Source organism: Terriglobia bacterium, assembly GCA_020072785.1.
GTDB lineage: Bacteria > Acidobacteriota > Terriglobia > Acidiferrales > UBA7541 > Acidiferrum.
Genome location: JAIQGG010000010.1, coordinates 48,135 through 60,515, shown reverse-complemented (window position 1 = coordinate 60,515; position 12,381 = coordinate 48,135). Strand labels below are relative to the sequence as shown.

The window sequence follows — 12,381 nt, the reverse complement described above, 5'->3', positions numbered from 1 at the left end:
GGCGCGGCGGCCGTGATGGGAGTGGGGATCAAACAGAGGGCGGTGATGGTGCGCACGAAAAAGCCCCGCCCTAGTCGCTCCACAAATCGGAGCGACTAGAACGGGGCACCCTCTCGATTACCTCTAGAGCCGGGATCTTAGGAGATTGGTGATGAGTGCTCGGATCAAATTTTTGATTTTGCTGGGAATCATCGTGGCGATTGCTTCGGGGTACTACTTCTTCTCTACGCCAAGCGGGGATGACCTGGTGCTGGTGGGGACAGTGGATGCGAACCAGATCGTGGTGAGCTCGCAGATTCAGGGGCGGATTCTGAAGCTGCTGGTGGAGGAAGGGACGCAGGTGAAGTCGGGAGACTTAATCGCGCTCCTGGATCCATCGGAACTGGAAGCGCAGGAGAAGCAGGCGCGGGAGCTCGTGGAGCGCACGGCACAGACCCTGCGCGCGGCCGGTTTTAAGGTGGAAGCGGCGGTGGAGAAAGGCGACATCCGGGAGAAGATCATCGATGCGGCGGCGGCCTGGCATGCCGGGCTCATTGTGATCGGCTCGCACGGCCGGCGCGGCGTGCAGCGCTTCCTGCTGGGGAGCGTGGCGGAATTCGTGGTGCGCCATGCGCCCTGTTCGGTGCAGGTCGTGCGCCTGGCCAGCGGACGCTGAGCGAGAAGACGTCGAAGAGTTGCAAAAGTAAGCGAAGAATTGCCTGCGGGGCTTCCCGAGCCCTTCCCTTTTCTATTTTTCCTATGCAGAATTATCGTTTCGGAGTATGAACTCCTCTGCGAGCCCGCTCGCGCGGGCTCGCCAGACGTGCAAGCCGAGGTGCGGTTCATGGAGCGCAGCGTTCGCGAGATCCTCTATCTGTACAATCCGGCCGCTCCCCTGGAGCGCGCGTGGACGATTCCCGCGCCGTGGTACTTCGATGCGCGCATCGCCGGGCTGGAGCGCCAGAGCGTCTTCCGCGCGGGCTGGCAGGTGGCCGGGCGGGCGGAGCAGGTGCGCGGGAAGGGCCAGTTTTTCACCGCGGATGTGGCCGGAGAGCCGCTCGTGGTGGCGCGCGGCGAGGACGGGCAACTGCGCGCGTTCTACAACGTGTGCCGCCACCATGCGGCGGCGGTGGTGACCGAGGCCCAGGGCTGCGCGAAGCAGTTTCGCTGCCCGTATCACGGTTGGACCTACGCGAATGACGGGGCGCTGAAGGGCATGGTGGAATTCGAGGGCGTGTGCGATTTCGATCGCGCGAAGAACGGGCTGGTGCCTGTGCGCGTGGACACCTGGGAGGGCTTCGTCTTCGTGAACCTCGGCGGGAGCGCGCCGCCGCTGGCGGAGTTTCTGGGCCAGGCCGTGGCCCTGACCGCGCCGCTCGAGCTGGCCCAGAAGCTGCGCTTCTTCGACCGCCGCGTGTACACCCTGCACTGCAACTGGAAGGTGTACGTGGACAATTACCTCGACGGCGGCTACCACGTGCCGCACGCGCACAAAGGCCTGAGCAGTGTGATCGACTACCCGCAGTACACCATTGAGAATTACGAGCGCTGCTGCCTGCAGTCCAGCCCGCTCTCTGCGGACGCGGGATCGGAAACGGCGGTTTCCGCGACGCGCCAGGGCCGGGCCTTCTACCTTTGGGTGTATCCGAACTTCATGATCAACGCCTACGCGGGAGTGATGGACACTAACCTGGTGCTGCCGCTGGCGGTAGACCGCTGCGCGGTGGTCTTTGACTATTACTTCGCGGACACCAGCCCAGCCGCGGAGGAGCACAAGCGCCAGAGCATCGCGGTGAGCGAAAAAGTCCAGGACGAGGACATGGCCATCTGCGACGCGGTGCAGCGCGGGCTGGGTTCGCGCGCCTACGTCGCGGGCCGGCTCTCGGTGCGCCGCGAAGCAGGGGAGCATCTCTTTCACCGCCTGCTGCATGCGGATCTATTGCAGGGGAATGCGCAGGAGTAATAGGGTCGGAGGAAACCTGCCGTCGCGACGGGACATCCTTCCGCGCTCCAACGTTTGAACTTTTTCACCCTTCCAATTTCCCACTTTATCTTTAATCGAAAATCACCGTTTTGTTGCCGTAGAGCAGGATGCGGTTTTCCAGGTGCCAGGCGACGGCGCGGGAGAGGACCACTTTTTCGAGGTCCCGCCCCTTCTGCACCAGGTCTTCGAGCGCGTCGCGGTGCGAGATGCGCGTGACCCCCTGCTCGATGATCGGGCCGTCGTCGAGGACTTCGGTGACATAGTGGGCGGTGGCCCCGATGAGCTTCACGCCGCGCTCGAAGGCCTGCTGGTGCGGCCGGGCGCCGACGAAGGCCGGGAGGAAGGAGTGGTGGATATTGATGATGCGCTGGGGATAGTGGCGGATGAAATCCGCGGAGAGCACCTGCATGTAGCGGGCCAGGACGACCAGTTCGATGCCGTGCTCGCCGAGGAGTTCGTGCTCCCGGCGCTCGGCTTCGGGCTTGTTCTCCCTGCTCACCGGGATGACGTGATAGGGGATGTGGTAGAAATCGGCGTGGCGCTTGGCTTCGGGATGGTTGCTGATGATCAGCGGGATCTCGCAGCGCAGCTCTCCGCTGTGCCAGCGGTAGAGCAGATCGACCAGGCAGTGGTCGTACTTGGAGACGAACAGGGCCACGCGCGGCCGGTGTGCGGAAAGCGCCAGCTCCCACTTTATCTGGAAGCGCTCGGCGACCGGGGCAAACAGGCGCGGAAAGTCCTTCAAATCCATCTGGAAGCCGGCGAGGTCCCATTCGATGCGCGCCAGGAACAGGCCCACCTCGGCGGCCACGTGCTGCTCGAAATGCAGCACGTTGCCGTCATGGCGGTAGACGAAATCGGCAAGCGTGGCGTCGAGACCTTTGCGGTCCGGACACTGCACGAGAAGAATGGCGCTGTTTTTCACCTGCATCTCCCGCAAAAATACAGATTGTACCTGAAACCGCCGCCCCGCAGGGAAACCGTCCAAAACTCCGGTGCTGTTGATGGGATAGGAGATAGGCGGTTTTTAAACTGCCCTCTTCTTCGTCTGCCACTCGCATTGCATTTCACATCTAAGCAGTGGTTCCACGTGGGTAAAAATGCTCAGCGCCGAAAATGAAACCCATTATTATCTTGTTCGCAAAGAAAGATTGAGCAGTCGTAAGGGAGCGGCGAGTAGCTGAAGTCGATCTCAAGACCATGGCGACTAGAATCTAGAATAAAACCTTTTTGGAATCCATGCCGGAGGAATGAAGATGGGCCATTTGACAGGAACAAAACACGGGGACGAAGTCAATTTGCTCCTCAAGTTCTACCAAAGTCAGGCCGACAAGTTGGGATCAGGAAGGGATTAGTTTATGGCTGCGGTGGCTTTGGGAGGTGCTCTAGAAACTGCTTTGTTGGAATACATGCTAGTTGAATGGGATGAGGAGAATGAGGGGAGCTAGAGATTTCCGACCGGGGACTAGCTACGCGTTAGCTCCTCAGCGGCGGGAGCGGCCTTGCACTCAGGCCATCCCCCTGCCGCGCGGTGGTGGGCCAGAAACAGCGGGCCCAGTAGGGCTGTTCGGTTTGGGTCCATTCCTTGGACCCCCTGCGCGAATCATGAGCAAGCTTCAGTTCACACAATTTCTCTGACCATTTTGCTGGCGGCGCATTTTATCAGTGGCCCGTTACCGCGCAACTTTAGACTGGAATTAGCGAGATTGTGTTTCGGTGGGCGTAGGGTTTTTCGAAAGTTTTCGATTTATCTCGTCTTTCCATACCACATTGATACTGTAAAGCAAGCGGACGTGATGCACCAATCCACCTAAATAGAACACCACCGCAGTAAAGAGCAGCAGCTTCCGGTGCGCGTGTCCCTCGAATTGGCCGCCCCAGATTAGGGCCAAGAGAATTGCCAGCGAGCAGGAATACAAGAAATGGACTTGGGTTCCCCAATCATTCCATACCGAGTAGAGAACGTCTTTCCTCTCCCGCAGACCGTACCGCATATCTTCCATGTGCCGCTCGAGTTCGGACATTTGGAAAGGCACCCAAAACCGCTTCTCAAACGGGTATACGCGGAACAAGGCCGGCAAGGTCAGTGCAAGAGGAAAGATAGTGAGGGGGAATGTGAGGGCGCGGTTCAAGGTGTAGATCAGGCTTCCAAGGAGCATCACGAGACCAACGAGCACGGTTGCGTCTCCGATTCCCTTTATTTTTAGTGCATCCCTCTGAAAGGATGGACCAGTGAGGAACAGCGCTATGAGGAACACACCCCCAGAGAATACGAAGCGTAGCAGTTCTTCAAGTCGGACCTTATCAAACATGATTTCCGGCCATTTAACCGGAACTTCCGATTTCAACCTTATCTTTGCGCAAAACCATATGCCAGCCACCCTCTGGTGTCAAGCCAGCCTCAGGGCTGTGGCCAGAAACAGGGGGCCGGTCTCCAGTATGGCGCGCCGAACCGCCCCCTGCGCCGAGCTGCAGGGGGCGGTTCGGCGCAGGGGGAGGGCAGTTTCAGAAAGCTCTATCTCCCATCCCCCGGCGCCGTTGACGGTCCGCGAGGCCTGCCCTATACTTAAACTTCGCGTTGCTTTCTCGCCGGTTGGCCTTTTCCTGCCACTTTCGGAAGCGTCCCAAGCAGTGAAGGCGCGACGCAGTGTGCAACCCAAGTCAGCGCGAGGATCTATTTCCAGCGTGAAGAGCGCCCGGGCCAGCCCGGCGCCACACCAGACAAGGAAGACGAATGAGCGAAGCAAGCTGCCGCCGCGAATTGGAACTGGAAGTGCCCGCCGAAGAGGTGCAGAAGGCGGCCGAGAAGGTGGCCCGCGAACTGGCGCGGGTGGCCCGCGTGCCGGGCTTCCGGCCCGGAAAGGCGCCGCTGTCGCTGATCCGCCGGCGCTTCGCCGAGGACATCAAGGGCGAAGTACTGCAGTCGCTGGTGCCGGAGCACGTGGAGCGGGCGGTGGCGGAGCAGAAGCTGACCCCGGTCTCGCAGCCGCAGGTGGACAAGCTGGATTACGCCGAGGGCGGCCCGCTGAAGTTTCGCGCCAGCTTCGAAGTGATGCCGGACTTCGCGCTGGCCGAATATAAGGGCCTGGAGGTCGAAGTCGAGGAGATGAACGTCACGGACGACAACGTGGCCAAGACGCTGGAGGAGATGCGCGAACGCGCCTCCACGTTCGCTCCGGTGGAGGGGCGCCCGGCGGAGAAAAATGATTTCGTGGAGATGAAGCTGCACGGCACGCCGGCTGGCGAAGGCGAGCCCATCGAGGCGGAGCGCGTGCTGTGCCACCTGGGCGCGGAAGAGACGCTCGAAGCATTCAACGAAAATCTGCAGGGCGTGAACGCCGGGGACCACAAGGAGTTCGAGGTGGTCTATCCGGCGGACTACCCGGACGCCAAGCTGGTGGGCAAAACCTATCGCTACGCCGTGGACGTGCTGGGGCTGAAGACCAAGAAGCTGCCGGAGCTGAACGACGAATTCGTCAAGGACGTGAGCGACCTGAAAACCCTCGACGAACTGCGCGCGGACATCCGCAAGCGCATGGAAGAGGCGCGCGACCACCGCAAGAAGGAGCAGGTGCACGAGAAGCTGCTGGCCGCCCTGGTCAAGCGGCACGACTTCCCGGTGCCGGAGGCCCTGGTCGAGCACCAGATGGACGTGCGGTTGGAACGCGTGGTGCGCTCGCTGGCCTCCCAGGGCGTGGATCCGCGGGCCGTCAATCTGGACTGGGTGTCCTTGCGCAAGCGCCAGCAGGAGCGCGCCAGCGACGACGTGAAGGCGGAGCTGATCGTGGACCGCATCGCATCGGAGGAAAAGATCGACGTGAGCGAAGCGGACGTCGACGCGGAGATCGAACACCTCGCCGGACACAGCGGCGAATCGGCGGAGGCCATCCGCGCTCGGTTGACAAAGCAGGGGTCGCTCGATAGGATGAAAGCCAAGCTGCGAAGTGACAAAACTCTTGACTGGCTCGCGCAGAATGCCCGCATTCGGACGGTCGCCGCAGCCGCAACCGAAGCAAAATAAGGAAGCAGGGCGAATCCGGATCCTGCGAGCGCAATTTTCCATACCATGAAAAATTACGACGGACCTTCCTATCACGGCACAACCCTCGTACCCATGGTGGTCGAGCAGACCAGCCGGGGCGAGCGCGCCTATGACATCTTTTCCCGCCTCCTGAAGGAACACATCATCTTCATCGGGACGCCGATTGACGACCATGTGGCCAACCTGGCGGCGGCGCAGATGCTCTTCCTGCAGGCCGAGGATCCCGAGAAGGACATCCAGCTGTACATCAATTCCCCGGGCGGCTCGATTACCGCGGGGCTGGCCATCTACGACACCATGCAGTTCGTCAAGCCGGACGTGGTCACCACCTGCGTGGGCCAGGCGGCCTCCATCGCGGCGGTGCTGCTGGCCGGCGGCGCGCCGAAAAAGCGTTTCGCGCTGCCCAACGCGCGCATCCTGATTCACCAGCCGTGGATCTCCGGCCTGGGCGGACAGGCCACGGACATCGACATCCACGCCAAGGAGATCGTGCGCATGCGCGATACCCTGAACAAGCTGCTGGCGCACCACAGCGGGCAGCCCCTGGAGCGCATCGAGAAGGACGTGGAGCGCGATTTCATCATGACCGCGGCGCAGGCCAAGGAATACGGGCTCATTGACGACATCATTTACAAGCAGCGCTAGGCGCCTGCCGGGCCCGCCGCCGTCCCCGCGCGATGCTCAATCAGTTAGTAGCGTTCCGGGGTTTCTCGTTCGCGCTCGGAGAAAATTCGGCCTAGACTAAGGAAAGTAAAACTTCGCCGCGGCGAAGATTTCATGAGGCCATCACGCCGGTGAAAAAATTTAATCCAGACGAGCCCTTGCGCTGTTCCTTCTGCCATAAGACGCAGGAGCAGGTGGAAAAGCTGATCAGCTCTCCGTCCGACTACCCGCGCGCCTATATCTGCAATGAGTGCGTGAACGTCTGCCAGACCATCCTCGAGGACGAGAAGAAGGAGCAGACCGCGGCGGCCCCCGCCAAGCGCCTGCCCCGCCCCCCGGAGATCAAGCAGTTTCTGGACGGCTACGTGATCGGCCAGGACCGCTCGAAGAAGAAGCTGGCCGTGGCGGTGTACAACCACTACAAGCGCATCTTCCTGAACAAGCAGCCGGGCGAGATCGAGCTGACGAAGTCCAACATCCTGCTCATCGGTCCCACGGGCACGGGCAAGACCCTGCTGGCGCAGACCCTGTCGCGCATGCTGGACGTGCCCTTCGCCATCGTGGACGCCACGACGCTCACCGAAGCGGGCTACGTCGGCGAGGACGTGGAAAATATCATTTTGAAGCTGCTGCAGAACGCCGACGGCGACGTGCAGAAGGCCCAGCAGGGCATCATTTATATCGACGAGATCGACAAGATCGCCAAAAAGGACGAGAACCCCTCCATCACCCGGGACGTTTCCGGCGAGGGCGTGCAGCAGGCGCTGCTCAAGATACTGGAAGGCACGATCGCCAACGTGCCGCCGCAGGGCGGCCGCAAGCATCCCCACCAGGAATTCACGCCGGTGGATACCACGAATATCCTGTTCCTCTGCGGGGGCGCGTTCGTGGGGCTCGAAAAGGTCATCGAGAAGCGCTCCGGGCGCCGCTCGCTGGGTTTCCATACCGACGCCACTCCCTCGACGCCGCAGCGCCGCAACACCGAAATTCTCGAGCACGTGCAGCCGGTGGACCTCATCCGCTACGGCCTGATTCCGGAATTCGTCGGGCGCCTCCCGGTGGTGGGGGTGATGAACGATCTGGACAAGAATGCCCTGGTACGCATCCTCACCGAGCCGAAGAACGCCCTGCTGAAGCAGTACCAGCGGCTGTTCGAATTCGAAAATGTGCGCCTGCGCTTCACCGACGACGCCCTCGAAACGGTCGCCGACATGGCCCTGCAGCGCAAGGTCGGCGCGCGCGGCCTGCGCATGATCCTGGAAGACCTGATGCTGGAATTGATGTATCACCTGCCGATGCAGCGCAAGTTGCGCGACTTCGTGGTCACCGCGGAGATGGTGCGCACCCACGAAATCAACTGGAGCTTGCTGGAAAAGGCCGGCTGAGGCCGGCTTTCCAGGCGCTGAGAGAAGTTCAGGGGCCCTATGTTCAACCGCGAAAAAGATATGAAGCGCGTACCCATGATGCCGGTGCGCGATATGGTCATCTTCCCGCAGCAGATGACCCCGTTCATCGTGGGGCGGGAAGCCTCGGTGCGCGCGCTCGAAGAGGCGCTGGTCGGCGACAAGAAGATCTTCCTGGCCACGCAGCACGACGCCTCGGTGGATGACCCCAAGCCCGACGAGATCTACGCCGTGGGCACGCTCGCCAATATCGTCCAGAGCGTGAAACTGCCCGACGGCAACATCAAGGTGCTGGTCGAGGGCGTCGAGCGCGCCCGCTCGCTTTCGGTCACCGGCGAAGAGGGCTTCTTCCGCGCCAATCTGCGCCTGCTGACGGCCCGCGTCGAGCCTTCCCCGCAGACCGATCAGACCGTGCAGAAGATCACCGCCCTGTACGAACAGTTCGTCAAGCTTTCGCAGAGCATGAATTACGAGACCATGATCGCCGCCGCCCGCGTGGAAGATCCTTCGCGCCTCGCCGACACCATCGCCGCCAACCTGCAGCTCCCCGTCGACGAGAAGCAGGACCTCCTGGAGACCGTGGACCCCCTCGAGCGCCTCAACCGCCTCACGGACATCCTGGAAATCGAAATCGAGAAGCTCAACGTGGACCGCAACATCAACACCCGCGTCAAGCGCCAGATGGAGCGGGCCCAGAAAGAGTACTACCTCAACGAAAAGCTCAAGGCCATCCAGAAGGAGCTCGGGCGCGGCGAGAAAAACGAAACCGACGAGCTCAAAAAGAAGATCGACGCCGCGGGCATGCCCAAGGACGTCCATGAAAAGGCCGTGCAGGAGCTCAAGCGCCTGGAGCTAATGCCCCCGATGTCCGCGGAATCCACCGTCAGCCGCAACTATCTGGACTGGCTCCTCGCCGTGCCCTGGAAGAAGCGCTCCAAGGAGATCCGCGACATCGCCGCCGCGGAGAAGATCCTCAACGATGAGCACTATGGCCTGGACAAGGTCAAGGAGCGCATCCTCGAATTTCTCGCGGTGCGCCAGTTGGTGAAGAATCCCAAGGGCTCGATCCTGTGTTTTGTGGGGCCTCCGGGCGTGGGCAAGACCTCTCTGGCCACCTCCATCGGGCGGGCCACGGGTCGCAAGTTCGTGCGCGTCTCGCTCGGCGGAGTGCGCGATGAAGCCGAAATCCGCGGGCACCGGCGCACCTACATCGGCGCGCTCCCCGGCCAGATCATCCAGATGATGAAGAAGGCCGGCACCACCAATCCCATCTTCGTGCTGGACGAAGTGGACAAGATGTCCACCGACTTCCGCGGCGACCCCTCCTCCGCGCTGATGGAAGTCCTGGATCCGGAGCTCAACCACGCTTTCGTGGATCACTACCTCGACGTGGAATACGACCTCTCCAAAGTGATGTTCGTGTGCACCGCCAACGTGCTGCACACCATCCCCCAGCCCCTGCAGGACCGCATGGAGATCCTGCGCCTCCCCGGTTACACCGAGCAGGAAAAGCTGGAGATCGCCAAGCGCTACCTGGTCCGCAAGGCGCGCAAAGCCTGCGGCGTGGCCGAAAAAAACCTGAAGTATACCGACGAGGGACTCCTGCACATCATCCGCCACTACACCCATGAAGCCGGGGTGCGCAGCCTGGAGCGCGAGATCCACAACATCACGCGCAAGGTGGCCCGCAAGGTCGTCACCGGCGGCGCCGCCGTCAGTATCGAGATCACCCCGGAAAACGCCGGCGAATTCCTCGGCATCCTGAAGTTCCGTGAAATCTGGGCGGGCAAGGAAAACGAGGTCGGCTTGACCACCGGCCTGGCTTGGACGGAAGTCGGCGGCTGCGTGCTGTCCACGGAAACCACGCTGATGGAAGGCAAAGGACGCCTGACGCTCACCGGAAAGCTCGGCGACGTCATGCAGGAATCGGCGCAGGCGGCCATGAGCTACATCCGCTCGCGCACCGCGCAGTTCGGCCTGCCCAAGGATTTTTACCGCAATCTCGAGATTCACGTGCACGTGCCGGAAGGCGCCATCCCCAAGGACGGCCCCTCCGCGGGCATCACCATCTGCACTTCCATGGTCAGCGCGCTCACCAAGATTCCGGTGCGCTGCGACCTGGCCATGACCGGGGAAATCACCCTGCGCGGCAAGGTTCTGCCCATCGGCGGGGTCAAGGAAAAACTCCTGGCCGCCCACCGAATGGGCTTGCGTACCATCGTGCTTCCGAAGGACAATGAGAAGGACCTGGCGGACATCCCCCAGGAGATCCTCTCCAGTCTCACGATTCAGCTTGTCGAGACCATGGATGAAGTGCTGCAGATTGCGCTCGAGCGGCCCATCGTGCTTCCGGAACATGCCGCCGTCGCGCCCGTAGCGGAGACGTTTACCGCCGTCGCCGACAAAGACTCGAGTTTGACCAACTAAGCAGCGTCCGGTTCGGACCCGGTCCGCCTTGCGGGCCGCAGGGGTTTGCGGGGTCCGGCGCTGCGACCAGTGGCAGGGAATCTGGTTTGCCCATCCTGGCCGGGTAAGAAGTTTTCATCCGCCAGTGCGGTGCGCCGCCTTGGAAACAATCCGGAATTTCTAGGCTTTCATCGGTAAATCCCGGTATTCAGAAACTCACGAAGGAAACAAGTACATGAGCATTAGTCTTGCGGAACTGAAAGAACAGAACATAGCGGACCTGGCGAAAGTCGCCAAGGAGCTGAACATCCCCGGCGCCTCGGGCATGCGCAAGCAGGAGCTGATCTTCCAGATCCTCCGCGCGCAGACCGAGAAGAACGGCCTGATCTTCTCCGAAGGCGTGCTGGAATGCCTCCCGGACGGCTTCGGCTTTCTCCGCGCCCCGGAATACAACTATCTCCCCGGGCCGGACGATATCTACGTCTCGCCCTCGCAGATCCGCAAGTTCGACCTGCGCACCGGGGACACCGTCTCCGGCCAGGTGCGCCCGCCCAAGGACGGCGAGCGCTACTTCGCGCTGATCAAGGTGGAAGCGGTCAATTTCGAGGACCCCGAAGTGGCCCGCAGCAAGATTTTCTTCGACAACCTGACCCCGCTCTATCCCCAGGGCCGCCTGAAGATGGAGACCACCAAGGAAAACCTGACCGGGCGCGTCCTCGACCTGCTCTGCCCGGTGGGCAAGGGCCAGCGCGGCCTGATCGTGGCCCCGCCGCGCACCGGCAAGACCATGATGCTGCAGTCCATCGCCAATTCCATCACCACCAATCATCCGGAAGTCGCCCTCATCGTGCTCCTCATTGACGAGCGGCCCGAGGAAGTCACGGACATGCAGCGCACCGTGAAGGGCGAGGTCATCAGCTCCACCTTCGACGAAGCTCCGCAGCGCCACGTGCAGGTCGCGGAAATGGTCCTGGAAAAGGCCAAGCGCCTGGTCGAGCACAAGCGCGACGTGGTCATCCTCCTGGACTCCGTCACCCGCCTGGCGCGCGCCTATAACTCCGTCACCCCGCCTTCCGGAAAAGTCCTTTCCGGCGGTATTGACGCCAACGCCCTGCAGCGCCCCCGGCGCTTCTTCGCCGCCGCGCGCAACATCGAGGAAGGCGGCTCGCTGACCATCATCGCCACCGCCCTCATCGACACCGGCAGCCGCATGGACGACGTCATCTTCGAGGAGTTCAAGGGCACCGGCAACATGGAGATCAACCTGGACCGCCGCCTCTCCGACAAGCGCGTCTTTCCGGCCATCGACATCCAGCGCTCCGGCACGCGCAAGGACGAAATCCTGCTCCCGCCCGACGAGCTCAGCCGCATCTGGGTGCTGCGCAAAGTGCTCAGCCCGCTCTCCACCGTGGAAGCCATGGAACTGCTCCTCAGCCGCCTGACCAAGACCAAGTCCAATGGCGAGTTCCTCGGCTCCATGTCCGCCCCAACCTAAACTGTCTTTTTTTGATCCGCGCGCTGCGAACCCGCCGGCGGGGAAACGTTCCGAAACGTTTCCCCGAGGATCGGTTTCCCCGAACTGAAGGCTATGGCGTGGTATTTTGCGGCCATCCAGCGCGTGGAAGCCGTCTCCGTTTGATCGCCAGCAACTCCCGAACCGCCGCGAAGCTGCTTTCCCTCTGCGCACTTGCGGAGATAGAGCAAGAACTTCAAGTATTGGTCGAGGATTATGGACGGACCCCCTACCCCCACCCCCGTTGTTTTTCGCAAAGAGTGCGGTTGTATTTGAATCTGAAAGACTTAGCGGATACTGCTCTTTTGAAGAATGCGCAAGAGTATCAAACAAAAGAGCTTTAAGCGGCGCAGATTGAGATTGATGCGAAAGAGTGCGTAACTGCAGATTC

At 61.5% G+C, this 12,381-nt stretch carries 9 protein-coding genes; 7 read left to right on the top strand and 2 right to left on the bottom strand.

From position 1 onward, the window contains the following. Window positions 1-151 precede the first annotated feature (151 nt). Both LAN61_16030 and LAN61_16025 read left to right on the top strand, forming a co-directional pair. Entirely contained in the window at window positions 152-655 is a 504-nt protein-coding gene (locus LAN61_16030; protein ID MBZ5542025.1) for a universal stress protein, read from the top strand. 168 nt (window positions 656-823) lie between these two features. Next, a complete protein-coding gene (locus LAN61_16025) occupies window positions 824-1,942 on the top strand; it encodes an aromatic ring-hydroxylating dioxygenase subunit alpha (GenBank protein ID MBZ5542024.1) in 1,119 nt (372 codons plus the stop codon). A gap of 91 nt (window positions 1,943-2,033) precedes the next feature. Here LAN61_16025 and purU read toward each other — a convergent pair whose 3' ends face one another. After that, window positions 2,034-2,888 (bottom strand): formyltetrahydrofolate deformylase, encoded by an 855-nt coding sequence (gene purU, locus LAN61_16020; GenBank protein ID MBZ5542023.1) that lies wholly within the window; start codon window positions 2,886-2,888, stop codon window positions 2,034-2,036. A 772-nt stretch (window positions 2,889-3,660) separates the two neighbouring features. After that, window positions 3,661-4,275, bottom strand: coding sequence for a hypothetical protein (locus LAN61_16015; protein ID MBZ5542022.1), 615 nt, complete (start codon window positions 4,273-4,275; stop codon window positions 3,661-3,663). A gap of 422 nt (window positions 4,276-4,697) precedes the next feature. Between LAN61_16015 and tig the strand changes: the two genes are divergently transcribed. The 5 genes from tig (at window position 4,698) to rho (ending at window position 11,972) form a co-directional block, all read left to right on the top strand. After that, entirely contained in the window at window positions 4,698-5,984 is a 1,287-nt protein-coding gene (gene tig / locus LAN61_16010; protein MBZ5542021.1) for a trigger factor, read from the top strand. A gap of 93 nt (window positions 5,985-6,077) precedes the next feature. Then, window positions 6,078-6,650, top strand: a complete 573-nt coding sequence (locus tag LAN61_16005) for an ATP-dependent Clp protease proteolytic subunit (protein MBZ5542020.1) — start codon at window positions 6,078-6,080, stop codon at window positions 6,648-6,650. Window positions 6,651-6,799: 149 nt separating this feature from the next. Further along, window positions 6,800-8,053 carry an ATP-dependent Clp protease ATP-binding subunit ClpX gene (gene clpX, locus LAN61_16000; protein MBZ5542019.1) on the top strand — a complete coding sequence of 418 codons (1,254 nt, stop codon included), beginning with the start codon at window positions 6,800-6,802 and terminating at the stop codon, window positions 8,051-8,053. 39 nt (window positions 8,054-8,092) lie between these two features. Beyond that, complete coding sequence (lon, locus tag LAN61_15995) at window positions 8,093-10,498, top strand: endopeptidase La (GenBank protein ID MBZ5542018.1); 2,406 nt, start codon at window positions 8,093-8,095, stop codon at window positions 10,496-10,498. 220 nt (window positions 10,499-10,718) lie between these two features. Next, on the top strand, window positions 10,719-11,972 hold the full coding sequence (rho, locus tag LAN61_15990; GenBank protein MBZ5542017.1) for a transcription termination factor Rho: 1,254 nt from the start codon (window positions 10,719-10,721) through the stop codon (window positions 11,970-11,972). The last annotated feature ends 409 nt before the right edge of the window (window positions 11,973-12,381 follow it).

Bases quoted from the DNA above. Each gene is read 5' to 3' on its own strand.
- LAN61_16030 (MBZ5542025.1), top strand. From the start codon at position 152: ATGAGTGCTCGGATCAAATTTTTGATTTTGCTGGGAATCATCGTGGCG.
- LAN61_16025 (MBZ5542024.1), top strand. From the start codon at position 824: ATGGAGCGCAGCGTTCGCGAGATCCTCTATCTGTACAATCCGGCCGCT.
- LAN61_16015 (MBZ5542022.1), bottom strand. From the start codon at position 4,275: ATGTTTGATAAGGTCCGACTTGAAGAACTGCTACGCTTCGTATTCTCT.
- tig (MBZ5542021.1), top strand. From the start codon at position 4,698: ATGAGCGAAGCAAGCTGCCGCCGCGAATTGGAACTGGAAGTGCCCGCC.
- LAN61_16005 (MBZ5542020.1), top strand. From the start codon at position 6,078: ATGGTGGTCGAGCAGACCAGCCGGGGCGAGCGCGCCTATGACATCTTT.
- lon (MBZ5542018.1), top strand. From the start codon at position 8,093: ATGTTCAACCGCGAAAAAGATATGAAGCGCGTACCCATGATGCCGGTG.